We start from the raw sequence: 25,580 nt of genomic DNA, 5'->3' as shown, positions 1-25,580 counted from the left end.
TCCCCGGAGGGGAGAGGGGACTGCTCGGTGCGGCTTTTCACCCTCTCCCCTCAGGGGAGAGGGCAGGGGTGAGGGGCAATTTAATTCCGTCTTCGCTGCATCATCCGGCGGGTAATAATCGGCAGCGAAATCACCACGATTAGCATCGCGCCGATAATCACCGACATCACAATGCCGGGCACGTTGAGCAGGCTCAGGCCGAAGGTCACCAGCCCCATCAGAAAGGCGGCGATAATCACGCCCACCATGCTGCCGGACCCACCGAGAATATTGACGCCGCCGAGCACCGCCATCGTCACCACCGCCAGCTCCCAGCCCATCGCGATGGTCGGCCGGGTGCTGCCCAGACGCGAGGTAAGCAGCACCGACGCCAGGCCGGACATCAGCCCAACCAGCGCGAAGAGGATCAGGTTGTGGCGCTTCACGTTGATGCCGGAGTACCACGCGCCGGTCGGGTTATTGCCGATGGCGTAGGTGCGGCGGCCAAAGTTGGTGCGGTGCAGCACAAAGGCAAACAGAGCGGCCAGCACGATAAACAGCGCGAACTCAAACGACAGCGCGCCCCAGACGTAGCCCTGGCCGAACCAGGCGAAGCTCTCCGGATAGCTGTTCAGCGCCTGGTCCCCGAGCAGAATGTAGGTGATCCCGCGGTACAGGCTCATGGTGCCGATGGTGATGACGATGGACGACAGGTTAAAGCGCGTCACCAGAATGCCGTTGAACAGCCCGCACAGTAGCCCGACGCCTAATCCGACGCAAACCAGCAGCGGCGTATCGACGCCCGCCGCCGCGCAAAAGCCCATCACCGTGGAGCTGAGCGCGATGGTGGAGGCTACCGACAGGTCAATTTCCCTGGCGATAATCAGCATCGCCATCGGCAACACGATGATCGCTTTTTCGGTGAAGTTGAACGTCGCGTCGGAGAGGTTCCAGATATTGAGGAAGTAGGGTGAGGCGAGCGCGTTCACCACAAACACCGCCAGCGTCACCGCCAGCAGGAACCCCTCCCAGCACAGCAGACGCTGGAAGATGCCCGGCGCAGAAGTGGGTTTGATTGCTTCAGATGTCATCATTTTGCTCATGATTTCACCGCCAGTTTCTGACGTGCCAGCGCCGCATCGCGCAGTATCAATCGGCCTTTACGTTTATTGCCGCGCTCGTTCAGCAGCACCGCTATCACAATTACCGTGCCGGAAATCGCCATCTGCCAGAACGGTGAGACGCCGATCACCGGCAGGGCGTTGTTAATCACCCCGAGGAACAGTGCGCCAAACAGACAGCCGAGCACGCGCCCGGTGCCGCCCATGGTGCTGATCCCCCCAATCACACAGGCTGCCACCACCTGCAATTCAAAACCGTTAGCGACGTCAACATACGCAACGGCAAAGCGCGATATCCACAGGTAGCCGCAGAACCCGGCCAGCAGACCGGAAAGGCAGAAACTAATGAACTGCATTTTTCCGGCGTTGATCCCGGTGTAGTACGCTGCCGTGGCATTACCGCCTGCGGTGTAGAGCGCTCGTCCGGTGCGGCTGTAGCGCAGGAAGTAGCCCACCAGCAGCAGCGCGGCGATGGCGCACCAGCTCAGCACCGGCAAGCCCAGCACTGACGCACGTGGCAGGCCGAGGAAATCTGTACCCATCTGGTTTGAGTTCACCCAGCCGCCGCCGGAGAGCAAAAAGATCATTCCACGGTAGATGCTCATAGTACCGAGCGTTACCACAATCGCCGGAATGCCCAGCTTCCACACCAGCAGGCCGTTTATCGCGCCCATCAGCAGCCCAAGCACGCTGGCAAGGATCAGCAGCGCCCAGACGGGCACGTCCGGGTAATGGAAATTAATCAGGGCGACAATCATCCCGGTCAGGGCCAGATTGGCCGCCATCGACAGGTCGATGCCTTTCGTGAGCAGCACCATCATCTGCCCGAGCGCGAGGACGATCAGAATGGCGGTGTCGTTAAACATCTCCACCAGGTTGCCCGGCGCGATAAACGATGGCACGCGGCTGCCAATGGCGACGATCATCAGGATAATCACCGCGCCCAGCAGGGCTTCGCGGTGTTTTAAGAGTGAGCTAAGCATTATGCCGCCTCCTGTTTTGCACCGCTGGCGGCGCTGACGATGGTTTCCGCCGTCGCGTCTCCCGCCTGGTACTCGGCCACCATCAGCCCCTCGTGCATGACGATAATGCGATCCGCCATGCCCATCACTTCCGGCAGTTCGGACGAGACCATGATTACCGCCAGCCCCTGACTGACCAGCTCGGACATAAATTGATGCACGGCTGCTTTTGAGCCGATATCGATGCCTTTTGTCGGCTCATCGAGGATAATCACGTCAGGGTGCGTCGCCAGCCATTTGCCGATCACGACCTTTTGCTGGTTGCCGCCAGAGAGGGTCTCCACCGCCTGCTTCCAGCTGAAGGCTTTCACTTGCAGGCGTTTGGCGTACTCGTCCGCCAGCTTCCATTCACGGTCGTCATGCAGCACACCGTTCGGATTGAGCTTGCTGAGCTGAGGCAGGCTGATGTTCTGGGCAATCGGCAGGGCGATAATCGCCCCCTGTTTCTGTCTTTCTTCCGGCACGCAGACGATACCGGCTTTGATCGCATCCGCAGGCTGGCGGAAGCGCCGGGGCTGTCCGTTGAGGATAATTTCCCCGGACGATGGCCGCGTGACGCCGGAAAGCGCCTGCATCAGCTCGGTACGCCCGGCCCCCACTAGCCCGTAAAAGCCGAGGATTTCCCCTTTACGCAGGGAGAACGAGATATGCGCAAACTCGGTCGGATGGCAGAGGTTTTTCACCTCCAGCACCGTCTCGCCTTTTTCGCAGTCGATTTTAGGGAAAGTTTGGGTAATGGCGCGCCCGACCATCATCGACACCATGCGCTCCTCGGTGATCTCATTTATTGCACCTGCGCCGACGAACGCGCCGTCGCGCAAAATAGTGTAGTGATCGGCCAGCTCAAAAATCTCGTCGAACTTGTGGGAAATAAACAGGATGGCTTTGCCCTCCTGCTTTAAGCGCTCCACAATCTGGTAAAACTCGAGGATTTCATGCTGCGACAGCGCCGCCGTGGGTTCATCGAGGATCACCACCTGCGCCTCAAACGACAGCGCGCGGGCAATCGCCACCATGTGACGCTGGGCGATGCTCAGGGTTTTCAGCGTCGCGCGCGGGTCGATTTGCACTTCCAGCCGCGTGAGGATCGCCTGCGCCCGGCGGTGCATTTCCGGCCAGTCGAGCTTTTTCAGGAAGCCTTTGTGAAGGTACTGACCGACAAAAATATTCTCGGTGACCGAGAGTTCATCAAACAGCACGGTTTCCTGGTGAATGGCGGTGATGCCCATTTTATGCGCCGACTCCGGCGTCGGGAGATGAACGGGGATCGCTTTATAGAGAATTTCGCCCTCGTCGGGCTGGTAAATGCCGGTCATCACTTTGACCAGCGTCGACTTGCCCGCGCCGTTTTCGCCTATCAGGGCGGTCACTTTGCCGGGCCACAGCGCAAGCTGCACGTTCTCAAGAGCACGCACGCCGGGGAACACCTTGGTGATGCCAGAAAGCTGTAGCAATGGGGTCATGATAGTTCTCCTGGACAGAGGAATTTGTAGGGCGGGTAAGCGGCAGCGCCACCCGCCTTTTGCCGGATGGCGCTACGCTTATCCGGCCTACAAATTGCATCAAAAGATTTTCGAGAACTTATCAATATTGCTGGCATCGTAGACGAACGGCTCGGCCATCGCGCCGTTGCCGTCAGCATCCAGCTTCACTTTGCCCAGTCTGCCCATGCTGGCCTCACCTTTCGTGGCCGTGCCTTTCACCAGGTCATCCGCCAGGTAGGTTGCCGCATAGCCGAGGTCAATCGGGTTCCAGATGGCAAAGCTCTTGCTCGCGCCGGACTTCACCGCGCCCGCCATCTCGGACGGCAGGCCTAAACCGGTGACGTACACTTTGCCAATCTTGCCCTGGTCCTTCACCGCCTGCGCAGCGGCCACGATGCCCACGGACGATGGCGAAACAATCACTTTCAGTTCGGGGTAGGTTTTCAGCAAGCCGACCGCTTCGCGGTAGCTTTTGTCAGAGAGATCGTCTCCGTAGGCCACGGTCACCAGATTGACGGACGGGTACTTCGGCAGCACCTTTTTCATCTCCGCAATCCATGTATTCTGGTTGGTGGAGGTTGGCGTGGCGCTCAGCACCGCCACGTCGCCCTTCTCCACGTTCAGCGCTTTCAGCGCGTCGGCGGCGAGCTTCACGTTGGTTTCGCCAATCAGGGCATTATTGGACGGGTTGAGGTGGATCTGGCGTCCGGCTTTCGCCACCCCGGAGTCCCACGACACAACCTTAATGCCGCGCTGCATCGCTTTTTTCAGCACCGGCACGACGGCGTCCGGATCGTTCGCGGAAATCGCGATCGCATCCACGCCCTGGGCGATCAACCCGTTCAGCACCTCGATCTGCGCTTCCGCCGTGGTGGTGGTCGGGCCGGTATAAATCACTTTCACATCGCCTAACTCTTTGGCCGCCTCCTGCGCGCCGACGTTCGCTGCCTCGAAGAATCCATTTCCTAAGGACTTCGCCACCAGGGCGATTTTCACTTCTGCTAAAGCGGAACCGGACAACGCCAGAGCGGCAACGGTGAGGATCAAGCTTGCTTTTATTTTCATTGCTTTTACTCCACTGACTTGAGTTAGTTGTAGGGATTGCAGGTGGTTTTCGCCCCGTCTCAATGAGCGGGGCGCGATGTTGTTATTGGTACAGATCTAACGCCGACTGCATGGGGGTGACGCCAAAGCGTTTGCCCAGGGCGATCAGCTCTCCCCGGGTGATGGTCTGCTTCATGCCGCCCATGGAATAGACCTTCACCAGCACTTCCGCGGATTTCTCGGCGGTGTCGATCAGGCCGAAGGTTTCATCCAGCGTCGGGCCGCTGCCGAAGACGCCGTGGAACGGCCACAGCACCAGTGAGTGCTTCTGCATGTCCGTTGCGGTTGCCTGACCGATTTCGTCGGTGCCCGGCACCATCCACGGCAGAATGCCGACGCCGTCCGGGAACACCACCAGACACTCGGTACTGCCTTCCCACAGTTTGCGGGTGAAGAAATCAGAATTATTTTCCAGCACGTAGGTCAGGGCGATCAGGTTGGTGGCGTGGCAGTGCATGATTACGCGGTCCTTGCCATTGGTCGCCTTGATGCGCTCGCAGTGGGAGAGGAAGTGTGCTGGGAGTTCGGATGTCGGTACCGCGTCGTCCGTCAGACCCCAGAGAATGTGGTAGCCCGCACCGTCGCTGTCCACTTTCACCACGCCAAGGTTGGCCTGCGGGTCGAGCTGGACGTTGCGGAAGAACTTCCCGGAACCGGTGACGATAAACGGCGTGTTGGCGAGCAGCGGCATCGGCTGGCTCAGGGCGATATAGCGCGGCTTCTGGTGGAAATCGGCGGCAAATGGCTCGATATCCGCGTCGTCCAGGCGTAGCGTCAGGTTGCCGCCGTTGCGCTCATCCCAGCCTTTGAGCCAGGCGTCAGAGGTGGCTTTGATCATGCCCTGGACGAACCAGGAAGTGGTGATGGTCTGCATAGTTTTCATTTCCAGTTATCGCGGTGAGGTTGAACCCCTCACCCTAACCCTCTCCCCAAAGGGGAGAGGGGATGGTTTGCTCCCTCTCCCCTTTGGGGAGAGGGCAGGGGTGAGGGGGCAGTTACCCGCGCTGACTCAACACGTCTTCCTCATATGCCCGCACGTTGTCCAGCCACTGGCTGCCCGCAGGCGCATCGTGACGCTGGCAGTACATCTCCCACACCGCCTGCCACGGCAGGGATTTCTGCTCTTCCAGCAGCGCCAGGCGCGCGGTGTAGTCGCCGTTTTCTTCCAGCTGTTTCAGGGCGGCGACAGGCTCCAGCAGCGCGCGCAGCAGGGCTTTCTTCATGTTGCGGGTGCCGATAACCCACGCCGCGATGCGGTTGATGGAGGCGTCGAAGAAGTCGAGGCCAATGTGTACGCGTTCAAAGAGGTCGTGGCGGATGATTTCGCTGGCAATGGCCTGGGTTTCGTCATCCAGCAGCACCACGTGGTCGCTGTCCCAGCGAACCGGGCGGCTGACGTGCAGCAGCAGACGCGGCACGTAGAGCATGGCGGCGGAGATTTTGTCGGAGATCACCTCGGTTGGGTGGAAATGGCCGGCATCCAGGCACAGCGCGGTCTGGCGGCTGGTGGCGTAACCCATGTAGAACTCGTTTGAGCCCACGGTGTAGCTCTCTGCGCCAATGCCGAACAGCTTGCTTTCGACGGCGTCGATGTGGTGCGCCGGGTCCAGTTTTTCGCTGATAGCTTCATCCAGCGCGGCCAGCAGACGCTGACGCGGGGCCAGTCGGTCTACGGTGATGTCTTTCATGCCGTCCGGGATCCAGATATTCATTACCGATGGCGTGCCAAGCTGCTCGCCGAAATACGCCGAGACCCGGCGGCTGGCTTTGACATGGTCGATCCAGAACTGGCGGATTTCGTCGTTGGCGTGCGCAAGGGTAAACCCGTCCGCGCTCAGCGGGTGCGAGAAGCAGGACGGGTTAAAATCCAGACCCAGCCGGTTGGCCTTCGCCCACTCCACCCAGTTCTTAAAGTGTTCCGGTTTGATTTCGTTACGCGCGACCGGCTCGTCGGATTCGAGATAAATGGCGTGCAGGTTCAGGCGCTTTGGCCCGGGGATCAGGCTCAGCGCCAGCTCCAGATCCGCACGCAGTTCGGTGGCGTTGCGCGCTTTGCCCGGGTAGTTACCCGTGGCCTGAATACCCCCCGTCAGGGAACCGCCCGGGTTCTCGAAACCGGCGACGTCATCACCCTGCCAGCAGTGCATGGAGACGGGCAGACGGTCGAGCTGGCGCAGCGCCTCTTCGACATCCACGCCGACGGCGGCGAAACGCTGTTTAGCCAGGTCCCAGGCTTGTTCAAGTTGAGTGGTCATGCGCAAAGCTCCTTAGTCAGTCGTTTTTGCTGAAACTGCGCCCGGTAGCGGGCAATTTCATGGCAGGGATGGGGGGTGAAGGTGGTCAGGCTGTTATTCGCCGTCACCACCGAACGGAAATCGTCGACGTTTGAAAGTTCGTCCAGGGTCATCAGCTGAATGCCGATATTGCCGAGCGTGGAGGCTTCAATCGGACCTGCCACCACGGTAATGCCGCAGGCATCCGCGCAGAGCTGGTTCAGCAGCTGGTTCTGGCAGCCGCCGCCCACGATATGCAGTTGTGTGAACGGTTTGCCGCGAAGGTCAGCCAGCTCGCTCAGGATGTCGGCATACAGCAGGGCGAGACTGTCAAAAATGCAGCGTGCCAGCTCGGCGGAGCGGGAAGGTACCGGCTGCCCCGCTTCAAAACAGGCGGCCTGGATTTCGGCGCTCATGTGCACCGGGTTGATAAAGCGATCGTCGTTCGGGTTGATCAGGAAGGTGCAGGCCTTCAGCGTTTCGGTTTCCGCGATAAGCGCGGGCAGGTCGGTGATGTTCTGCTCTTTCAGCACCCGCTGGAGCAGCCACAGCCCCATGATGTTCTTCAGCACCCGGTAGCGGCCTTCGGCACCGCCTTCGTTGGTGATGTTCGCCGCCATCGCGGCATCGCTGGTGTACGGGGTTTTGCTCTCGAAGCCCATCAGCGACCAGGTGCCGGAAGAGAGATAGGCCGCATCTTTGTCGGCGAGCGGCGAGGCAATGACCGCGCTCGCGGTGTCGTGACTGGCGACGGCGACAACAGGGATTTCATTCCCCTGCGGGCAAAGCCAGTGACCGATCACATTGCCCGGATGGGTTGGCGCGCCGAACCAGGACGGCGAGGCGCCCGTCCAGGCCAGCAGATGTTCATCCCAGTTATCGGTGTTGATGTTGACCAGCTGCGTGGTGGTGGCGTTGGTGTATTCCCAGTTCATATTGCCGGTCAGACGGTAGCTTAAGTAGTCCGGGATCAGCAGCGCATGCGCCACCTTTTCGACCAGCTCAGGCTGTTGCTCAACCAGCGCACGTAGCTGATACAGCGTGTTAAACGGCAGGAACTGGATGCCACTGCGACCATAGATGTTCTCCTTGCCAAGCTGCGCGATGGCGTGCGCCATCAGCCCATCGGTGCGGCTGTCGCGGTAGGAGACCGGCAGGCCGACGCGTTCGCCGTGACTGTCCAGCAGCACGTAATCCACACCCCAGGTATCAATGCCGATACTGTCGATGCGAATACCGTCTTCGCAGACGTTGTGAAGTCCGGTGCGAATCTCTGCTTCCAGGGCGTCGATATCCCAGGTAACAAAACCGTCCTGTTTTTGCAGGCAATTGGCGAAACGGTGCATTTCGCGAAGCGTAAGGGTGTGCAGGTCGCAGTCCCAGGTGGCGAGCATTACACGGCCGCTGGATGCGCCTAAATCGACAGCCACACAATGGCGAAAAGTCATGGTCGGGTCCTTTCTTAAGTCATTAGCGAGGAGTGTAAGAAAGGGAAGAAATAGCCACCTTCTCGCCACTGACAGCCCAAATCTCGCGCTGGCAAGAAAGCAAAGATGAACGTGAGGGAGTTCACAGTTTCCAGTAATCGCGGGGTTTGCAGGCAGTGTGACGCTGACCGCATTTCCCGATCTTTCCGCCTGTTTCTTGAAAAACCGGCAGCTTTTGCGCGGTTTGCTGTCAAAAATTTAAGGTGAGCGGGGAAGGCCTTAATTACTATTTTGAGAACTTTTCTCATTGGTAGAGGCCGTTATGACCGTACTGCACAGCGTCGATTTTTTTCCTTCGGGGGCTTCGCCGGTTGCGATTGAGCCACGGCTGCCTCAGGCTGCGTTCCCGGAACATCATCATGATTTTCATGAAATTGTGATTGTTGAGCACGGAACGGGCATCCACGTGTTTAATGGTCAGCCGTATACCATCAGCGGCGGTACGGTGTGCTTCGTGCGCGATCACGACAGGCACCTGTATGAACATACCGATAACCTGTGCCTGACCAATGTGCTCTATCGTTCTCCGGATGCGTTTCAGTTTCTCTCCGGGCTGAATCAGCTGTTGCCGCAGGAGAAGGACGGCCATTATCCGTCGCACTGGCGGGTGAATCAGTCCACGTTGCAGCAGGTGCGTCAGCTGGTAAGCCAGATGGAGCAGAGCGAGGATGGACAGGAGACGCACGCCATTGCTACCCGCGAGATGCTGTTTATGCAGCTGCTGGTGCTGCTGCGGCGCAGCAGCCTGGTGGAAGGGCTGGAAAATAACGACGCGCGCCTGAATCAGCTGATGGCCTGGCTGGAAGATCATTTTGCCGAAGATGTCTGCTGGGAAACGCTGGCGGATGACTTTTCGCTCTCGCTGCGCACGCTGCATCGTCAGCTCAAGCAGCATACCGGGCTGACGCCGCAGCGCTACCTCAACCGTCTGCGCCTGATCAAAGCGCGTCACCTTTTAAGACACACGGATGAAAGCGTCACGGATATCGCCTATCGCTGCGGTTTCGGCGACAGTAACCACTTTTCAACGCTGTTTCGTCGGGAATTTAGCTGGTCGCCGCGCGATATCCGTCAGGGGAAAGACGCGTTGCTTCAGTAACGCGAGGGCAGTCACCGTTTTTTTACCGCAGAAAGGCTAATAATGTCCGGTTATTCGCCGTCGAGGTTGTGGTGTGGCTGCTCAGTTAATTCTTCGTAAAGATGATTTTTTTGCCTCCGCGAGTCAGGCCGTCGCGGTGGCGGACCGCTATCCGCAAAACGTCTTTGCCGAGCATACCCACGAGTTCTGCGAGCTGGTGCTGGTGTGGCGGGGCAACGGCCTGCACGTCCTCAACGACCGTCCCTACCGCATCACGCGCGGAGACCTGTTCTACATCCGCGCCGAAGATAAACACTCTTACGCCTCGGTTAACGATCTGGTGTTGCAGAACGTCATCTACTGCCCTGACAGGCTTAAACTGAATGTCGACTGGGCGGGCAATATCCCCGGTTTACATGATGCCAGAGGCGAACCGCACTGGCGCTTAAGCAGCAACGGCATGGCTCAGGTGCGCCAGACGATTTCCCAGCTGGAGCAGGAGAGCCAGAAGAGCGATCCGGTGGCAAACCAGATGTCGGAGCTGCTTTTTGCCCAGCTGGTGATGACCCTGAAGCGCCATCGTTACGCTACGGATAATCCCTCTGCCACCACGCAGGAAGCGCTGCTGGATAAGCTCATCACCCGGCTTGCGGGCAGTCTTAACAAGAGTTTCGTGCTGGAAAAATTCTGCGAGCAGGAGCAGTGCAGCGAGCGCGCGCTGCGCCAGCAGTTCCGCACCCAGACGGGGATGACGGTAAACCACTATCTGCGCCAGCTGCGCATCTGCCACGCTCAGTATCTGTTACAGCATACGGAGCTGATGGTGAGTGAAGTGGCGATGCGCTGCGGCTTTGAGGACAGTAACTACTTTTCGGTGGTGTTTAACCGTGAGGTGGGGATGACGCCGGTTCAGTGGCGTCATCGCAGTCGAAAGGCAGCGTAATCAGTTCGCCATGCCGAGGCCGACGATATTGGCCGCAATAATTATCACCACGCAGCCCAGGCTCAGCACGCCAACCGGACGACGCCCGGCGTTGTTCCACTCTTTCAGCACCAGCCCAACCAGCCCGCCGCACAGCACGTAGAAGCTCATGTGCAGCATCCAGCTCATGTAGTCATACTGCGCCGGAATACTGGCGTGACCCCAGGCGTAAAAGAAGAATTGCAGATACCACATCAGACCGCCGAGGGCGGAAAGCAGGACGTTGGTGACGATCAGCGGTTTTGCCAGCGAGAAGTCGGCTTTTACCGACAGATTCTTCACTTTTGCCAGACGAATGAAGCAAAAGCCGAGGTTTACCAGCGCGCCGCCGCCCATGATCACCACGTAGCTTGGCAGGGCAACGTACAGCGGGTCGACGCCCAGCGCTGCAGCGGCGTCGTGCATCGGTTTGGCGGCGTTCATCGCGAACGACATGCCCGCCGAGAAGACGCCGCACATCACCGCCAGTAGCAGCCCTTTCTTCAGGTTGAACTCTTCGGCTTTGATGCCCATCTTGCGTTCTTTCAACTGGCCCGCGCGGGTGACAATTCCCACGCCGATCACCGCTACCAGCACGCCCAGCAGCGTCATTCGCCCACCCTGGGTGTTGATCAGCACATCGAAGTTGCCGTTGAGGATTGGCGTCATCAGGGTGCCAACAATCAGCGTAATGCCGATCGCGATGCCAATCCCCATCGACATGCCGAGGTAGCGCATGGTGAGGCCGTAGTTGATATTACCGATACCCCACATCGCGCCGAACAGGAATACCGGCAGCAGGGTGGAGGCGTTGAAGGAGGAGAAGTAGCCCCAGAAATCGGGCAGCAGCATGGCGCTGATTGTCCACGGCAAAATCAGCCAGGACACGGTACCGCCAACGGACCACATGGTTTCCCATGACCAGCCTTTCACCTTTTTAAACGGGGCATAGAAACAGGCTGCACTGGCCGCGCCTATCAAATGCCAGAAGATACCCATCGTAATCGCATGATTCATTTTTACATCCTCATCGTTTTTATAGCCGGAGGCTTCCCGCCGACTTGATGAGTGTAAAAATTAGGCGGTTTGGGAACCTTCAGAAGGTTGCCGCACTTTTGTTTTGAATGGCAATCAGCACGTTAACCGCGTGAGCAGACTCACAATTCCTTCATTTCTTAAAAACCGAATAACCTTATAAAAACTACGGCATTGATAATCATTTTCAATATCATTTAATTAACTATAATGAACCAACTGCTTACGCGGCATTAACAGCTGTGCCGCCCGACAATAATGGAGAGGATTATGAGTTATACACTGCCATCCCTGCCGTATGCCTACGACGCACTGGAACCGCATTTCGACAAGCAGACGATGGAAATCCATCACACTAAACACCACCAGACCTACGTGAATAACGCGAATGCTGCGCTGGAAAGCCTGCCAGAGTTCGCTAATCTGCCTGTTGAAGAGCTGATCACCAAACTGGACCAGCTGCCAGCAGACAAGAAAACCGTGCTGCGCAACAACGCGGGCGGTCACGCTAACCACAGCCTGTTCTGGAAAGGCCTGAAAACCGGCACCACCCTTCAGGGCGACCTGAAAGCGGCTATCGAGCGTGACTTCGGTTCCGTTGACAACTTCAAAGCGGAATTCGAAAAAGCCGCTGCAACCCGTTTCGGTTCTGGCTGGGCGTGGCTGGTCCTGAAAGGTGACAAACTGGCGGTCGTTTCAACCGCAAACCAGGACTCCCCGCTGATGGGTGAAGCTATCTCTGGCGCATCCGGCTTCCCAATTCTGGGTCTGGACGTGTGGGAACACGCTTACTACCTGAAGTTCCAGAACCGTCGCCCTGACTACATCAAAGCCTTCTGGGATGTAGTGAACTGGGACGAAGCAGCAGCGCGTTTCGCCGCTAAAAAATAAGGTTGCATTGACGCCTGTGAGAAGCGAGTCTGATGACTCGCTTTTTTTGTATCTGAAGGAGTGGAGATGCATTACCCGGTGAATGTGTTTACAGGCAAGGTAAGGGAGTACGAAGGCAGTCGCCCGAGCGCTATCGCCAAAGTGCAGGTCGACGGTGAGCTGACGCTTACCGAGCTTGGTCTGGCGGGCGACCAGCAGGCCGAAAAGAAAATCCACGGCGGGCCCGATCGCGCGCTGTGCCACTATCCGCGCGAGCACTATCAGCACTGGAAAACCGAATTTCCTGAACAGGCGGACCTTTTCGTCGCCCCCGCGTTTGGCGAAAATCTCTCAACGGAAGGGCTGACGGAGAAGAACGTCTTTATTGGCGATATTTATCGCTGGGGCGATGCTCTGATTCAGGTCACCCAGCCGCGCTCGCCGTGCTTCAAACTTAACTACCATTTTGGCATTCAGGATATGTCGGCCCAGCTGCAAAACGCGGGTAAAACCGGCTGGCTGTATCGCGTTGTTCAGGCGGGACAGGTTTCGGCGGATGCGCCGATTGAGCTGGCTTCGCGCCTGAGTGAGGTGTCGGTATTCGAGGCCTGTGCCATTGCCTGGCATATGCCGTTCGACGATGAACAGTTTCACCGCCTGCTGTCAGCGGCAGGATTATCCACCAGCTGGACCAGAACGATGCAGAAGCGGCGGATAAGCGGCAAGATCGAGAGCAGTTCGCGGAGATTGTGGGGGAAATAATTGCCCCTCACCCCGGCCCTCTCCCCAAAGGGGCGAGGGTGAAAAGACCGCACCGAGCCGTCCCCTCTCCCCTATGGGGAGAGGGTTAGGGTGAGGGGATTACGAACGCTTATACAGCGGCAGCCACAGCGTTAGCCGCAGCCCGCCCAGCGGGCTGTCATCGGCTTTCACCCAGCCACGGTGCTGCTGCATGGCGGTTTCAACAATCGCCAGACCCAGCCCCGTACCGCCAGATTCACGGTCGCGCGCCTCGTCGGTACGGTAGAACGGACGGAAAATCTGCTCGCGATCTTCCGGGCTGACGCCTGGACCGTCGTCGTCCACGATGATAGTGATCCCGTCTTTATCCACCGAAAACGCCACTTCAATCTTCGTGTGCGAGTAGCGCAGGGCGTTACGCACGATATTCTCCAGCGCGCTTTCCAGCGTGTTGGGGTTACCGTACAGCGGCCACGGGCCCGGCGGGAAATTGACGGTGAAGGATTTGCCCATCTGTTCCGCTTCGAAGGCCGCGTTATCCAGCACCTCATGCCAGAGGTGATTGGCTTTCACCGTTTCGCTCACCAGCGCGTTTTTCTGCTGATTGCGCGACATCACCAGCAGATCGTTGATCATGCTGTCCAGGCGATGCGCTTCCGTCTCAATACGCTCCAGCTCTTTGCTCTCACCGCTGCGACGGCGCAGCAGGGCGGTACCCAGCTGTAAACGCGTGAGCGGCGTTCGCAGCTCGTGGGAGATATCCGACAGCAGACGTTGCTGGGCCGTCATCATTCGATCAAGCGCGCTCACCATCTGGTTAAAACTGGTTCCGGCGGCCAGGAACTCCTGCGGCCCGGATTCCAGCTCCGGATGCTGCCTCAGGTTGCCCTGCGCCACTTCGTCCGCCGCGTTTTTCAGCTTACGCGCCGGTTTCGCCAGGCTCCACGCCAGCCATAACAGCAGTGGGGAACTAACCAGCATGGTGACAATCAACAGCAACAGCGGACGGTCAAACAGCAGGTTGATGAAGTCGGACTGGGAACTGCTCGCGGGGCGAATCAGGTAGAGCTGGTAGTTATCTTCCCCATCCCGCACCGAGAAAGGGCCCACCATTTCTACCCGACCATATTTCTTTTTCTGCGGGTGATCGGCGTTATCCGCCTGGCCAATAAAGTTGCGGATAATCTGCATTTCATTGCGATCGGCCCCAATCACGCGGCCTTCACTGGTGACCAGTAAAAGACGTTGTCCGGGGGGCGCCCACTTGTCGATAGCGCGAAACAGCCTGCGCCACCACATTAAATCGTTCGGCGGATCGTTTGCCAGCTCCGCTTCCACGTGCTGCTCGATCATCACGCCCTGACGTTGCTCGCTGTCGAGCAGCTCCGTCATCTGGCGTGAGTCGAGTTTTGGCAACATCAAAACGAGCATTAAAACCAGTGCCAGCGTCAGCCAGAAGATGGCGAAGATGCGGGCGGTTAAGCTGCCTATCATGAAGCGGAAACCATCAGATAACCGCGACCACGCAGGGTTTTAAACCAGGGGTGACCGTCTTTACGCTCCGGCAGTTTACGGCGCAGGTTCGAGATATGCATATCGATGGCGCGGTCAAACGGGGTGAGGCGTTTGCCCAGCACTTCCTGGCTCAAGTGTTCACGCGACACCACCTGGCCGAGATGCTGCGCCAGCAGATACAGCAGGGTGAACTCGGTGCCGGTTAGCTCCAGCGTTTCACCGTCGAAGCTCGCTTCCTGGCGGCCCGGGTTCAGGCTCAGGGAGTCCACTTCCAGCGTAGGTGAGCTGTTGTCGGTATTCTGCTGCTGCTCGCTCCAGTGAGAGCGGCGCAGGATCGCGCGAATACGGGCCACCAGTTCACGGTCGTTGAACGGCTTAGGTAAATAGTCATCCGCACCCAGCTCAAGGCCGAGTACGCGGTCAAGCTCGCTGCCGCGCGCGGTCAGCATAATGACGGGGGTCTGGTGTGTCTGGCGAAGCTCTTTCAACGTATCAATACCGTTTTTCTTCGGCATCATGACGTCGAGCAAAAGTAAATCGATGCTGTCGTCAAGGAGACTCAGCGCCTGTTCCCCATCATGGGCAACCAGGACGTTGAAACCTTCCATGTCGAGCAACTCCTTTAAAAGAGATGTGAGCTCTCGGTCATCATCAACTAACAGGATTTTATTCATTGTTTAAATACCTCCGAGGCAGAAATTACGACATCAAGGCTATCTAATCCATGACTTTACGTTGTTTTACACCCCCTGACGCATGTTTGCAGCCTGAATCGTAGACTGTCTCTCGTTGAATCGCGACACGAAAGATTTTGGGAGCAAGTGATGCGCAAAGTTACCGCTGCCGTCATGGCCTCAACGCTGGCCTTCTGTGCGTTTAGCCAGGCTGCTGTAGCTATCAACAGCGATAACGGTTCCTCAGTAGAGGGCGCAACGCAGCACAGCAGCCAAAGCCATATGTTTGACGGCATAAGTTTAACCGAACATCAGCGTCAACAGATGCGAGATCTGATGCAGAGGGCACGACACGACCAGCCCCCTGTTAATGTTAGCGAAATGGAGACAATGCATCGCCTTGTCACCGCAGAAAATTTTGACGAAAGCGCTGTACGCGCTCAGGCAGAAAAAATGGCGCAGGAACAGGTTGCCCGCCAGGTAGAAATGGCGAAGGTTCGTAACCAGATGTTCCACCTGCTAACGCCCGAGCAGCAAGCGGTTTTGAATACCAAACATCAGCAACGTATGAACCAGTTGCGTGAGGTTGCACGGATGCAGCGAAGCTCAGATATGACGCTTTTCAGTAGCAATAGCAGTACCCGTAGTAACCAGTAAACCCTGTTTTCCTTGCCATAGACACCATCCCTGTCTTCCCCCACATGATGTGGGGGTTTTTTTTGCCCATCGTTCAGTGTTGTTAACGCTTTATTCATCCTTTCACTCCACCGCCATCCGTTATACTAGCGCCATGGCATGACAGGAGTGTTTATGAATCAATCCTATGGACGGCTGGTAAGCCGGGCCGCAATAGCCGCGACGGTGACGGCGTCGTGTTTGCTGATCATCAAAATTTTCGCGTGGTGGTACACCGGGTCGGTTAGTATTCTGGCGGCGCTGGTGGATTCACTTGTGGATATTGCCGCCTCGCTGACCAACCTGCTGGTGGTGCGCTATTCGCTGCAACCGGCAGATGAAGAGCATACGTTTGGCCACGGCAAAGCGGAATCGCTGGCCGCGCTGGCACAAAGTATGTTTATTTCTGGCTCCGCGCTTTTCCTGTTTTTGACCGGCATTCAGCATCTTATTTCGCCTTCTCCGATGAACGATCCGGGCGTTGGTGTGGTCGTAACCGTAGTTGCACTTATAAGCACACTTGTTCTTGTAACGTTCCAGCGCTGGGTTGTACGCAAAACACAAAGCCAGGCTGTACGGGCCGATATGCTTCATTATCAGTCTGATGTTATGATGAATGGGGCAATTCTTATTGCGCTCGGTCTGGCCTGGTATGGCTGGCATCGTGCCGATGCGTTGTTTGCGTTAGGGATAGGGATCTATATTTTATACAGCGCGTTGCGGATGGGGTATGACGCGGTACAGTCGCTTCTTGACCGTGCGCTTCCGGATGCAGAACGTGATGAAATTTATGCCATCGTGACCCACTGGCCTGGCGTCAGTGGTGCTCACGATCTTCGTACGCGGCAGTCAGGGCCGACCCGCTTTATTCAGATTCATTTGGAAATGGAAGACAACCTGCCACTGGTTCAGGCGCATATGGTCGCTGAACAGGTGGAGCAGGCGATTTTGCAGCGTTTCCCTGGGTCAGACGTCATTATTCACCAGGATCCGTGCTCTGTCGTCCCCAGGGCGTTTTGAGCTTTCGTAATTCGTTGTAAAAAAGTGAGCCAGACCAGCATTTTGTGGATAAATTACCACCTTATGGCCTGACCTGAATCAATTCAGCTGGAAGGGATTGATATACTATTTGCAGTATTCGACGGTTGAACAGTTTCTTCCGGCAGCAGATTTCAATTTTGCATTCCTAAGTTCAGAGGTAGTCATGATTAAGAAAATCGGTGTGTTGACAAGCGGCGGTGATGCGCCGGGCATGAACGCGGCAATCCGTGGGGTTGTCCGTGCAGCGCTGACGGAAGGTCTGGAAGTTTTTGGTATCTATGACGGTTACCTGGGTCTGTATGAAGACCGCATGGTTCAGCTCGACCGCTACAGCGTGTCTGACATGATCAACCGTGGCGGTACTTTCCTCGGTTCCGCGCGCTTCCCGGAATTCCGTGACGAACACATCCGTGAAGTGGCTATCGAAAACATGAAAAAACGGGGTCTGGATGCGCTGGTGGTTATCGGCGGCGACGGCTCGTACATGGGTGCAAAACGTCTGACTGAAATGGGCTTCCCGTGCATCGGCCTGCCTGGCACCATCGACAACGACATCAAAGGCACTGACTACACCATCGGTTACTTCACCGCGCTGGGTACCGTTGTGGAAGCGATTGACCGCCTGCGTGACACCTCTTCCTCTCACCAGCGTATTTCCATTGTTGAAGTGATGGGCCGTTACTGCGGTGACCTGACCCTGGCGGCGGCCATTGCCGGTGGCTGTGAGTTCGTGGTAGTTCCGGAAGTAGAGTTCAGCCGTGAAGATCTGGTCGCAGAGATCAAAGCCGGCATCGCGAAAGGTAAGAAACACGCCATCGTTGCTATCACCGAGCACATCTGTGACGTTGACGAGCTGGCGAAGTACATCGAAACCGAAACCAAACGCGAAACCCGCGCGACCGTTCTGGGTCACATTCAGCGTGGCGGTTCCCCAGGCCCGTACGACCGTATCCTGGCGTCCCGCATGGGTGCGTACGCGATCGAGCTGCTGCTACAGGGCCACGGCGGCCGCTGCGTCGGTATTCAGAACGAGAAACTGGTTCACCATGACATCATCGACGCCATTGAAAATATGAAGCGTCCGTTCAAAGGTGACTGGCTGGACTGCGCGAAAAAACTGTACTGATCGGCTCTGTTGTCCGGTGGCGCTGCGCTTACCGGGCCTACAAAAGCACGGATCGTAGGCCGGGTAAGGCGTAGCCGCCACCCGGCTTTTTTGTGCCCATCCTTTTTTTATTCCTCCACGTTATAGCCAATCTTTTTTTATTCTTTAATCATCGGTTAGCTTTCTGGCACGCTGCATTCATCAAAACACTAAACAAGAGAGCCGGGCGATGAATAAATGGGGCGTGGGGTTAACATTATTGCTGGCATCGACCAGCGTTCTGGCAAAGGACATTCAGTTACTGAACGTGTCGTACGATCCGACGCGTGAACTGTACGACCAGTACAACAAAGCTTTTGCGGCGCACTGGAAACAGGAAACCGGCGATAACGTGGTGGTTCGCCAGTCTCACGGCGGTTCAGGTAAGCAGGCGACATCGGTGATCAACGGCATTGAAGCCGATGTGGTTACCCTGGCGCTGGCTTATGACGTGGACGCTATCGCGGAGCGTGGCCGTATCGACAAAAACTGGATCAAGCGCCTGCCGGACAACTCTGCGCCATACACCTCGACCATTGTCTTCCTGGTGCGCAAAGGCAACCCGAAACAGATTAAAGACTGGAACGACCTGATTAAGCCGGGCGTGTCTGTCATCACGCCGAACCCGAAAAGCTCCGGCGGCGCACGCTGGAACTACCTGGCGGCCTGGGGCTACGCCCTGCACCACAACAACGGTGACCAGGCTAAAGCGCAGGAATTCGTGAAAGCGCTGTTTAAAAATGTCGAAGTGCTGGACTCCGGCGCGCGCGGCGCAACTAACACCTTCGTCGAGCGTGGCATCGGCGACGTGCTGATTGCCTGGGAAAACGAAGCCCTGCTGGCGACCAACGAGCTGGGTAAAGACAAATTCGAGATCGTGACCCCGAGCGAATCCATCCTGGCTGAGCCGACCGTCTCCGTCGTCGATAAGGTTGTTGATAAGAAGGGCACCAAAGCGGTGGCGGAAGCCTACCTGAAGTACCTCTACTCACCGGAAGGGCAGGAAATTGCGGCGAAAAACTTCTACCGCCCGCGCGATGAGGCCGTCGCGAAGAAATACGAAAACGCCTTCCCGAAACTGAAGCTGTTCACTATCGATGATGTTTTTGGCGGCTGGACCAAAGCGCAAAAAGAGCACTTCTCTAACGGCGGCACCTTCGACCAGATCAGCAAGCGCTAAGCGTTTTACAAAGAACGACACGATAACCCGGTGTGAGAAATCCACCGGGTTTTTTATTTGGTCATCATTTTGCGTTACTCTTTTGCCTCTATTGAAAACAGGGAACGCGTTGTGAAAAAAATTATCTTACTGATTCTGATCGTTATCGCCCTTGCCGCAGGCGGCGTGTACTGGATGAAAGCGGGTAATCCGAATGCGTTGCGTCATATCGTTCTCGACCAGTGTGTGCCCAACCAGCTGCATAACCGTAACCCGGCACCGTGTGCGCAGGTGATGCCAGATGCGGGCTACGTGGTGTTCAAGGACCGCAACGGACCGCTGCAATACCTGCTGATGCCCACGTACCGTATCAACGGCACCGAAAGCCCGCTGCTGACTGAGCCTCAGACACCGAATTTCTTCTGGCTGGCATGGCAGTCGCGTAACTTTATGAGCATGAAGCGGGGGGCCGACGTGCCTGACAGCGCCATTTCGCTGACCATCAACTCCCCGACCGGGCGCACGCAGAACCATTTTCATATCCATATCTCCTGCCTGCGCCCGGACGTGCGCGAGAAGCTGAACGCGGCGCAGGGGCAAATCAGCACCCAGTGGCTACCGCTTCCGGGCGGGCTGGAAGGGCATGAGTACCTTGCCCGTCGGGTGACGGAGAACGAACTGGTGCAGCGCAGCCCGTTTATGATGCTGGCGGAAGAACTGCCGGAAGCGCGCGACCATATGGGACGCTTCGCGCTGGCGATGGCGCAGCAGTCAGACGGCTCGTTTGTATTGCTGGCGACAGAGCGTAACCTGCTGACCTTTAACCGCGCGTCGGCTGAGGAATTGCAGGATCATCAATGCGATATCCTGAAGTGACCCCACCATAAATAGCGTTTACTCGCCCTGCCTGTCGCCGTAGACTTGCTGAAAAATTCTACAGGAGACAGGTATGTCGCTCTGGTTAACGCATCCTCTGCTGCTTCCCTCGCTGATCGTCGGCGTCACCATCGTGCTGTGGGCGACGTCGCTGTTGCCGGAATTTATCACCGCGCTGCTGTTCTTTACGGCGGCGATGACCGCCAGAATCGCCCCGCCGGAAGTGATCTTTGGCGGCTTCGCCTCGTCAGCCTTCTGGCTGGTGTTCAGCGGCTTTGTGCTGGGCGTGGCGATTCGGAAAACCGGCCTGGCGGACAGGGCCGCCCGGGCGCTGTCGGCAAAGCTTACCGACTCCTGGGTGCTGATGGTGGCAAGCGTTGTGCTGCTGAGCTATGCCCTGGCATTCGTGATGCCGTCGAACATGGGACGTATTGCGCTGCTGATGCCGATTGTCGCCGCGATGGCGAAGCGGGCCGGCATTCCTGATGGCTCGCGGGCCTGGTTTGGCCTGGCGCTGGCGGTCGGGTTTGGCACCTTCCAGCTCTCGGCCACTATTTTGCCCGCTAACGTGCCAAACCTGGTGATGAGCGGCGCGGCGGAGGGCTCATACGGCATCCACCTCAACTATGTCCCGTATCTGCTGCTGCACACGCCGGTGCTGGGTATTCTCAAAGGCCTGATTCTGATTGGCCTGATCTGCTGGCTGTTTCCCGGCAACCCAAAACCGGCGAAGGATCTGACGCCGTCTGAACCGATGGGGCGTGACGAAAAACGACTCGCCTGGCTGCTGGCGGTGGTGTTGACGATGTGGGTAACGGAGAGCTGGCACGGCGTGGGCCCAGCGTGGACAGGGCTGGCGGCCTCGGTCATCGTTATGCTGCCGCGCATCGGATTTATCACCGGCGAGGAGTTCTCGGCGGGGGTGAATATGCGCACCTGTATTTACGTCGCGGGTATACTCGGGCTGGCCATTACGGTGACGCAGACCGGTATCGGTGCGGCCGTAGGCGAGGCGTTGCTCCATATCATGCCGCTGGATGCAGACCGCCCGTTTACCAGCTTCCTGGCGCTGACGGGGATCACCACGGCGCTCAACTTCATTATGACCGCCAACGGCGTTCCGGCGCTGTACACCACGCTGGCGCAGAGCTTCTCCGACGCGACCGGCTTCCCGCTGCTGTCGGTGATCATGATTCAGGTGCTGGGGTATTCCACGCCGCTGCTGCCGTATCAGGCGTCGCCGATTGTGGTGGCGATGGGCTTAGGGAAAGTGCCTGCGAAGGCGGGGATGCTGCTCTGCCTGGCGCTGGCGATTGCGACGTATCTGGTACTGCTGCCGCTGGATTATTTGTGGTTTAGCGTATTAGGACGTTTGTAGTGGTTTTGTAGGGCGGGTTAGCGAAGCGCCACCCGCCCCAAAGGCAATTACGCCTGCTTAGCCGCTTCTGCCGCTTTAACGATCACCGCGAAAGCGTCTGCTTTCAGGGATGCGCCGCCAACCAGCGCGCCATCGATGTCTGGCTGGGTGAACAGCTCAGCTGCGTTTGATGCGTTAACGGAACCGCCGTACTGGATGATGACCTGCTCAGCCACTTTCGCGTCTGCTTTTGCAATGTGGTCACGGATGAACTTGTGCACCGCCTGTGCCTGCGCTGGAGTTGCAGATTTGCCGGTACCGATCGCCCAGACTGGCTCGTAAGCGATAACCGCGCCTTCGAACGCTGCCGCGCCCTGGGTTTTCAGCACAGCGTCGATCTGACGTGCGCACACTTCTTCGGTTTTACCCGCTTCGTTTTCTGCTTCGGTTTCACCGATGCACAGAACCGGGATCAGACCCTGCTCTTTCAGCACAGCGAATTTCTTCGCGATGAACTCGTCAGATTCTTTGTGGTAGGTGCGACGCTCAGAGTGGCCGATGATGATGTATTTCGCGCCGATGTCTTTCAGCATTTCAGCGGAGGTTTCACCGGTAAACGCGCCAGACAGGTTAACGTCAACGTTCTGCGCGCCCAGAATGATGTGGCTGCCGTCAGCGGCACGTTTAGCCAGATCCAGGTACATATCCGGCGGAGCGATAGCAACCGCGCAGCCGGTCACGCCAGCCAGCTCTTTACGCAGGTTAGCAACCAGTTCGTTTACCATGTGGCGGCTGCCGTTCAGTTTCCAGTTACCCATCACTAAAGGATGTCGCATTTCAATTCTCCACGCTCAATAAGCGAATTAAGGAATATGGCCACCCTTAAGGGCAGCATGGTCTGTGAATCAGTATAGAGATTTTCCCTCGAAAGGCTTTGCTTTTTGTCATTAATTCGCCCCCTCGAGTGCGTCTGATAGGGCCAGCTTAATCGGTTCAACCGCGAAGGTCAGCCCCTTTTCGCCGTTATCTGCGACGACATAGCGAACGGCACCTTCCGTATCGGCGTAATAGCGTTTGTTTTTCCCGGCGGTAAGCAGTTTTTGCAGCTTTTGCTGGCTTTGCGCTTTCGTGAAGGTGGGGGTAAAGGCGCGCAGAATAGCGCTCATATACTCCAGCGCTTTCGCTTTCGCCGCTTTCTGCTCTGGGCCCTGAATCGGCAGCCAGGTGATCTGCATGCTTTTGATTTTTAACGTTCCGCGCTCAAGGGCAGTGGAAGCATATAGATTCTCGTTAATTTTGCTGGCAGCGCGGGTCAGGGTTGGCGTATCGCGGGCACCGTCAATCGCACGGAACTCCCCCAGCGCAAGCGAGGGGTTTTCTTTATTGAAGGCTTCGCGGAACTGGCTGATAGATTGATCGAAAGAGGGGGCGCCCGCCAGAAGGTAGGGGGCGGTGACCGGGGAAGCCGGTTCCGCGGCGTGCAGAGAAAAACTGGCGCTCAGCATCGCTAAACACAAATAAAGAGAGTGTGCCGAACTTTTCATCAACATTGCCCCTGGCCGTTATTGCCCATGATTAAAACGATATCTGGTCGGCTTGTCAAAAGGTCACAACTCCAGGGTAAAATGCGGGCTAAACAATAATAAGGAACCTTACATGACCATACAGCAGTGGTTGTTTTCATTCAAAGGGCGTATTGGACGCCGTGACTTCTGGATCTGGATGGCAGCGTGGGTTGTCGCCATGCTGCTTCTGTTTTTTGTTGCCTATAACGCCTGGCTGAGCACGCAAACTGCGGCTTTTGCGCTGGTCTGTTTACTGTGGCCAACCGCCGCCGTGGTGGTGAAACGTCTGCACGATCGCGGTCGCTCCGGCGCTTGGGCTTTTCTGATTATTCTGGCGTGGATGCTGGTGGCGGGGAACTGGTCAATGCTGCCCTCCATCCTCCCGTGGGTGGTGGGCAGACTGCTGCCGACGATTATCTTTGTGATGATGGTTGTCGAACTGGGCGCGTTTATCGGCACCCAGAGCGAGAACAAATACGGAAAAGATACCCTTGAGGTGAAGTACCGCTGATCACCAGTAGTGTTCGGCGGTCATATGGCCCGGTCGGCGGCGAAGGTGTTTCGTCATCTGCCGGGTATCCTTCAGCAGTTGCTGCGTATCGCGCACCATTTGCGGGTTACCGCACAGCATCACGTGGCTGGTTTCGGTATTCATCGGTAAACCCACCGCCTCTTCCAGCGCGCCGCTTTCAATCAACGCCGGAACGCGGCCGGTTAACGAGCCAGCTGCGGTTTCGCGGCTGACCACCGTCTGAATTTTTAACTTCCCGCCATATCGCTGTTCCAGCGCCTGCATCTGCGGCAAATAGCTCAGGTCTGCGGCGTAGCGCGCGGCGTGAACCAGCACGATATTCTTAAAGCGCTCCAGATCTTTGCCGTACTCCAGGATAGAGAGATACGGGCCGATGGCCGTGCCGGTCGCCAGCATCCAGAGCGTGTCACAGTCGGGGATTTCATCCAGCACGAAGAACCCCGCCGCGTCGGAGACAATCTGCACCTCATCGCCCGGTTTCAGCGCGGCGAGGCGCGGGCTGAGCTTACCGTCCGGAACGGTGACCAGGTAGAACTCGAGATCCGGGTTATCAGGCGCGTTAACGTAAGAGTAGGCGCGCTGTACGCGTTCACCGTCGATATCCAGCCCGAGCTTGGCAAACTGCCCGGCGGTAAACGGATGAACGGGCGCGTGCAGCGTGAGGCTAAATAGCGCATCGGTCCAGAACTGTACCTTTGTGACTTTACCTGTTACCCAGTCCGCCATGATCTTCTCCTGTGCTGTTTCTCTCTTCTATCTTCCGTACTTGTGGGAAACATTTCCAGCCCATTCGGGCCGGAAAGCTCTATCGATCAAACGGTTTTACAGAATGTGCGTCTGTACGTCCGGGTCTTTGCGGTCGAGATAATGAATGGACTGAATGCGGCGAATGGTGCGGGATTTGCCGCGGATCAGCAGGGTTTCAGTGGTGGCCATGTTTCCCTTGCGGGTGATGCCATCCAGCAGATCGCCTTTGGTGATGCCGGTTGCGGAGAAGACCACGTTATCGCTGCGAGCCATCTCGTTCAGCGCGAGCACTTTATTGGCCTCGATGCCCATCGCCGCACAGCGCGCCAGTTCGTCTTCACCAATGCGAAGGTTCTCGTCGCTGTCGCCTTTGACCTCATGGCGTGGCAGCAGACGCGCCTGCATATCGCCGTCCAGCGCGCGGATCACTGCCGCAGAGACCACACCTTCCGGCGCGCCGCCGATGCCGTAAAGCACGTCGACCTCGCTGTCCGGCATGCAGGTCAGAATAGAGGCGGCAACGTCGCCATCAGGAATGGCAAATACGCGCACGCCGAGTGCTTGCAGATAAGCGATGGTGGCGTCGTGGCGCGGTTTCGCCAGGATGGTCACGGTGAGTTCGTTGAGCGGTTTACCCAGCGCCGCTGCGATATTGCGCAGGTTGGCATCCAGCGGCAGGCTAAGGTCGATAGCGCCTTTAGCACCAGGACCGACAATCAGCTTTTCCATGTACATATCTGGCGCGTTGAGGAAGCAGCCCTTATCGCCCACCGCCAGCACCGCCAGCGCGTTGGCCTGGCCCATCGCCGTCATGCGCGTGCCTTCGATCGGGTCGACCGCGATATCCACCGCATCGCCTTTGCCCGTCCCGACTTTTTCACCGATGTAGAGCATCGGGGCTTCGTCGATTTCGCCTTCGCCAATGACGATAATGCCATCGATATTGACCTGATTAAGCACAATGCGCATGGCGTGGACGGCTGCGCCGTCTGCGGTATTTTTGTCGCCACGGCCCAGCCACTTGTAGCCTGCGAGGGCGGCAGCTTCGGTGACGCGGGAAAACTCGATAGCAAGTTCACGTTTCATGAGGTACTCGTACAATCAAAAGGAATTGCACGAAGTTTATCACAGAGTGGGGAG

Annotated in this window: 25 protein-coding genes; 11 read left to right on the top strand and 14 right to left on the bottom strand. The window is 57.4% G+C overall.

Features of this window, described 5'->3' with window-relative positions; translation table 11 throughout:
• Positions 1-80: 80 nt before the first annotated feature.
• The 7 genes from INF86_RS07650 to rhaB all read right to left on the bottom strand — a co-directional run bounded on the left by INF86_RS07650 (position 81) and on the right by rhaB (position 8,431).
• Positions 81-1,082 carry an ABC transporter permease gene (locus tag INF86_RS07650; protein WP_038416935.1) on the bottom strand — a complete coding sequence of 334 codons (1,002 nt, stop codon included), beginning with the start codon at positions 1,080-1,082 and terminating at the stop codon, positions 81-83.
• The gene (locus INF86_RS07645; protein ID WP_023305096.1) at positions 1,079-2,083 is read right to left on the bottom strand and encodes an ABC transporter permease; all 1,005 of its coding nucleotides are present in this window, start codon (positions 2,081-2,083) and stop codon (positions 1,079-1,081) included. The genes INF86_RS07650 and INF86_RS07645 overlap by 4 nt, the downstream gene beginning before the upstream one ends.
• Positions 2,083-3,585, bottom strand: a complete 1,503-nt coding sequence (locus INF86_RS07640; RefSeq protein ID WP_023305095.1) for a sugar ABC transporter ATP-binding protein — start codon at positions 3,583-3,585, stop codon at positions 2,083-2,085. Before INF86_RS07640 ends, INF86_RS07645 begins: the two co-directional genes overlap by 1 nt.
• Before the next feature lie 99 nt (positions 3,586-3,684).
• A complete protein-coding gene (gene rhaS, locus INF86_RS07635) occupies positions 3,685-4,671 on the bottom strand; it encodes a rhamnose ABC transporter substrate-binding protein (RefSeq protein WP_023298909.1) in 987 nt (328 codons plus the stop codon).
• 82 nt (positions 4,672-4,753) lie between these two features.
• Complete coding sequence (gene rhaD, locus INF86_RS07630; protein ID WP_193543404.1) at positions 4,754-5,584, bottom strand: rhamnulose-1-phosphate aldolase; 831 nt, start codon at positions 5,582-5,584, stop codon at positions 4,754-4,756.
• Between the two features lie 121 nt (positions 5,585-5,705).
• On the bottom strand, positions 5,706-6,965 hold the full coding sequence (gene rhaA, locus INF86_RS07625; protein ID WP_023305094.1) for an L-rhamnose isomerase: 1,260 nt from the start codon (positions 6,963-6,965) through the stop codon (positions 5,706-5,708).
• Positions 6,962-8,431, bottom strand: a complete 1,470-nt coding sequence (gene rhaB, locus INF86_RS07620) for a rhamnulokinase (RefSeq protein ID WP_045308717.1) — start codon at positions 8,429-8,431, stop codon at positions 6,962-6,964. Before rhaB ends, rhaA begins: the two co-directional genes overlap by 4 nt.
• A 301-nt stretch (positions 8,432-8,732) precedes the next feature.
• Between rhaB and rhaS (INF86_RS07615) the strand changes: the two genes are divergently transcribed.
• Both rhaS (INF86_RS07615) and rhaR read left to right on the top strand, forming a co-directional pair.
• Positions 8,733-9,569 carry an HTH-type transcriptional activator RhaS gene (rhaS, locus tag INF86_RS07615; RefSeq protein ID WP_022649815.1) on the top strand — a complete coding sequence of 279 codons (837 nt, stop codon included), beginning with the start codon at positions 8,733-8,735 and terminating at the stop codon, positions 9,567-9,569.
• A gap of 73 nt (positions 9,570-9,642) precedes the next feature.
• Positions 9,643-10,491: an HTH-type transcriptional activator RhaR gene (gene rhaR / locus INF86_RS07610; RefSeq protein ID WP_022649814.1), complete on the top strand. Its 849-nt coding sequence runs from the start codon at positions 9,643-9,645 to the stop codon at positions 10,489-10,491.
• Here rhaR and rhaT read toward each other — a convergent pair whose 3' ends face one another.
• Positions 10,492-11,526: an L-rhamnose/proton symporter RhaT gene (gene rhaT / locus INF86_RS07605; RefSeq protein WP_022649813.1), complete on the bottom strand. Its 1,035-nt coding sequence runs from the start codon at positions 11,524-11,526 to the stop codon at positions 10,492-10,494.
• Positions 11,527-11,814: 288 nt separating this feature from the next.
• Between rhaT and sodA the strand changes: the two genes are divergently transcribed.
• The gene (sodA, locus tag INF86_RS07600; protein WP_003861999.1) at positions 11,815-12,435 is read left to right on the top strand and encodes a superoxide dismutase [Mn]; all 621 of its coding nucleotides are present in this window, start codon (positions 11,815-11,817) and stop codon (positions 12,433-12,435) included.
• Positions 12,436-12,501: 66 nt separating this feature from the next.
• The gene (yiiM, locus tag INF86_RS07595) at positions 12,502-13,176 is read left to right on the top strand and encodes a 6-hydroxyaminopurine reductase (RefSeq protein ID WP_038416933.1); all 675 of its coding nucleotides are present in this window, start codon (positions 12,502-12,504) and stop codon (positions 13,174-13,176) included.
• Between the two features lie 99 nt (positions 13,177-13,275).
• On the opposite strand, the gene cpxA is transcribed toward yiiM, so the two are convergent.
• Positions 13,276-14,649, bottom strand: coding sequence for an envelope stress sensor histidine kinase CpxA (gene cpxA / locus INF86_RS07590; protein WP_022649811.1), 1,374 nt, complete (start codon positions 14,647-14,649; stop codon positions 13,276-13,278).
• The gene (gene cpxR, locus INF86_RS07585) at positions 14,646-15,344 is read right to left on the bottom strand and encodes an envelope stress response regulator transcription factor CpxR (protein ID WP_003862004.1); all 699 of its coding nucleotides are present in this window, start codon (positions 15,342-15,344) and stop codon (positions 14,646-14,648) included. Before cpxR ends, cpxA begins: the two co-directional genes overlap by 4 nt.
• Positions 15,345-15,494: 150 nt before the next feature.
• Between cpxR and cpxP the strand changes: the two genes are divergently transcribed.
• The 6 genes from cpxP (at position 15,495) to INF86_RS07555 (ending at position 21,617) form a co-directional block, all read left to right on the top strand.
• Positions 15,495-16,001: a cell-envelope stress modulator CpxP gene (gene cpxP / locus INF86_RS07580; RefSeq protein ID WP_023298904.1), complete on the top strand. Its 507-nt coding sequence runs from the start codon at positions 15,495-15,497 to the stop codon at positions 15,999-16,001.
• Between the two features lie 153 nt (positions 16,002-16,154).
• Positions 16,155-17,039, top strand: a complete 885-nt coding sequence (gene fieF / locus INF86_RS07575) for a CDF family cation-efflux transporter FieF (protein ID WP_023298903.1) — start codon at positions 16,155-16,157, stop codon at positions 17,037-17,039.
• A 184-nt stretch (positions 17,040-17,223) separates the two neighbouring features.
• A complete protein-coding gene (gene pfkA / locus INF86_RS07570) occupies positions 17,224-18,186 on the top strand; it encodes a 6-phosphofructokinase (protein ID WP_003862009.1) in 963 nt (320 codons plus the stop codon).
• 208 nt (positions 18,187-18,394) lie between these two features.
• Positions 18,395-19,384 (top strand): sulfate ABC transporter substrate-binding protein, encoded by a 990-nt coding sequence (locus INF86_RS07565; protein ID WP_023298902.1) that lies wholly within the window; start codon positions 18,395-18,397, stop codon positions 19,382-19,384.
• 111 nt (positions 19,385-19,495) lie between these two features.
• Positions 19,496-20,239 carry a CDP-diacylglycerol diphosphatase gene (locus tag INF86_RS07560; RefSeq protein ID WP_193543396.1) on the top strand — a complete coding sequence of 248 codons (744 nt, stop codon included), beginning with the start codon at positions 19,496-19,498 and terminating at the stop codon, positions 20,237-20,239.
• Between the two features lie 73 nt (positions 20,240-20,312).
• On the top strand, positions 20,313-21,617 hold the full coding sequence (locus INF86_RS07555) for an SLC13 family permease (protein ID WP_023304636.1): 1,305 nt from the start codon (positions 20,313-20,315) through the stop codon (positions 21,615-21,617).
• Positions 21,618-21,664: 47 nt separating this feature from the next.
• Here the strand turns inward: INF86_RS07555 and tpiA are convergent, their stop codons facing one another.
• Positions 21,665-22,432 carry a triose-phosphate isomerase gene (tpiA, locus tag INF86_RS07550; RefSeq protein ID WP_003862019.1) on the bottom strand — a complete coding sequence of 256 codons (768 nt, stop codon included), beginning with the start codon at positions 22,430-22,432 and terminating at the stop codon, positions 21,665-21,667.
• Positions 22,433-22,543: 111 nt separating this feature from the next.
• Positions 22,544-23,140 (bottom strand): DUF1454 family protein, encoded by a 597-nt coding sequence (locus tag INF86_RS07545; RefSeq protein WP_022649805.1) that lies wholly within the window; start codon positions 23,138-23,140, stop codon positions 22,544-22,546.
• A 112-nt stretch (positions 23,141-23,252) separates the two neighbouring features.
• On the opposite strand from INF86_RS07545, the gene INF86_RS07540 reads away from it, so the two are divergent.
• Entirely contained in the window at positions 23,253-23,672 is a 420-nt protein-coding gene (locus tag INF86_RS07540; protein WP_193543395.1) for a DUF805 domain-containing protein, read from the top strand.
• On the opposite strand, the gene fpr is transcribed toward INF86_RS07540, so the two are convergent.
• Both fpr and glpX read right to left on the bottom strand, forming a co-directional pair.
• Complete coding sequence (gene fpr, locus INF86_RS07535) at positions 23,673-24,419, bottom strand: ferredoxin--NADP(+) reductase (RefSeq protein WP_022649803.1); 747 nt, start codon at positions 24,417-24,419, stop codon at positions 23,673-23,675.
• 96 nt (positions 24,420-24,515) lie between these two features.
• Complete coding sequence (gene glpX / locus INF86_RS07530; RefSeq protein ID WP_193543394.1) at positions 24,516-25,526, bottom strand: class II fructose-bisphosphatase; 1,011 nt, start codon at positions 25,524-25,526, stop codon at positions 24,516-24,518.
• Positions 25,527-25,580: the final 54 nt, after the last annotated feature.

Source organism: Enterobacter cloacae complex sp. I1M, from assembly GCF_014982425.1.
GTDB classification, from domain to species: Bacteria; Pseudomonadota; Gammaproteobacteria; order Enterobacterales; family Enterobacteriaceae; genus Enterobacter; species Enterobacter intestinihominis.
Note: the sequence above shows the minus strand (reverse complement) of the source record. Positions and strands in the feature narration are given on the sequence as shown.

Coding starts and splice junctions, on each gene's coding strand:
- INF86_RS07650 (WP_038416935.1), bottom strand. CDS start 1,082: ATGAGCAAAATGATGACATCTGAAGCAATCAAACCCACTTCTGCGCCG.
- INF86_RS07645 (WP_023305096.1), bottom strand. CDS start 2,083: ATGCTTAGCTCACTCTTAAAACACCGCGAAGCCCTGCTGGGCGCGGTG.
- INF86_RS07640 (WP_023305095.1), bottom strand. CDS start 3,585: ATGACCCCATTGCTACAGCTTTCTGGCATCACCAAGGTGTTCCCCGGC.
- rhaS (WP_023298909.1), bottom strand. CDS start 4,671: ATGAAAATAAAAGCAAGCTTGATCCTCACCGTTGCCGCTCTGGCGTTG.
- rhaD (WP_193543404.1), bottom strand. CDS start 5,584: ATGCAGACCATCACCACTTCCTGGTTCGTCCAGGGCATGATCAAAGCC.
- rhaA (WP_023305094.1), bottom strand. CDS start 6,965: ATGACCACTCAACTTGAACAAGCCTGGGACCTGGCTAAACAGCGTTTC.
- rhaB (WP_045308717.1), bottom strand. CDS start 8,431: ATGACTTTTCGCCATTGTGTGGCTGTCGATTTAGGCGCATCCAGCGGC.
- rhaS (WP_022649815.1), top strand. CDS start 8,733: ATGACCGTACTGCACAGCGTCGATTTTTTTCCTTCGGGGGCTTCGCCG.
- rhaT (WP_022649813.1), bottom strand. CDS start 11,526: ATGAATCATGCGATTACGATGGGTATCTTCTGGCATTTGATAGGCGCG.
- sodA (WP_003861999.1), top strand. CDS start 11,815: ATGAGTTATACACTGCCATCCCTGCCGTATGCCTACGACGCACTGGAA.
- yiiM (WP_038416933.1), top strand. CDS start 12,502: ATGCATTACCCGGTGAATGTGTTTACAGGCAAGGTAAGGGAGTACGAA.
- cpxA (WP_022649811.1), bottom strand. CDS start 14,649: ATGATAGGCAGCTTAACCGCCCGCATCTTCGCCATCTTCTGGCTGACG.
- cpxR (WP_003862004.1), bottom strand. CDS start 15,344: ATGAATAAAATCCTGTTAGTTGATGATGACCGAGAGCTCACATCTCTT.
- cpxP (WP_023298904.1), top strand. CDS start 15,495: ATGCGCAAAGTTACCGCTGCCGTCATGGCCTCAACGCTGGCCTTCTGT.
- fieF (WP_023298903.1), top strand. CDS start 16,155: ATGAATCAATCCTATGGACGGCTGGTAAGCCGGGCCGCAATAGCCGCG.
- pfkA (WP_003862009.1), top strand. CDS start 17,224: ATGATTAAGAAAATCGGTGTGTTGACAAGCGGCGGTGATGCGCCGGGC.
- INF86_RS07565 (WP_023298902.1), top strand. CDS start 18,395: ATGAATAAATGGGGCGTGGGGTTAACATTATTGCTGGCATCGACCAGC.
- INF86_RS07555 (WP_023304636.1), top strand. CDS start 20,313: ATGTCGCTCTGGTTAACGCATCCTCTGCTGCTTCCCTCGCTGATCGTC.
- tpiA (WP_003862019.1), bottom strand. CDS start 22,432: ATGCGACATCCTTTAGTGATGGGTAACTGGAAACTGAACGGCAGCCGC.
- INF86_RS07545 (WP_022649805.1), bottom strand. CDS start 23,140: ATGAAAAGTTCGGCACACTCTCTTTATTTGTGTTTAGCGATGCTGAGC.
- INF86_RS07540 (WP_193543395.1), top strand. CDS start 23,253: ATGACCATACAGCAGTGGTTGTTTTCATTCAAAGGGCGTATTGGACGC.
- fpr (WP_022649803.1), bottom strand. CDS start 24,419: ATGGCGGACTGGGTAACAGGTAAAGTCACAAAGGTACAGTTCTGGACC.
- glpX (WP_193543394.1), bottom strand. CDS start 25,526: ATGAAACGTGAACTTGCTATCGAGTTTTCCCGCGTCACCGAAGCTGCC.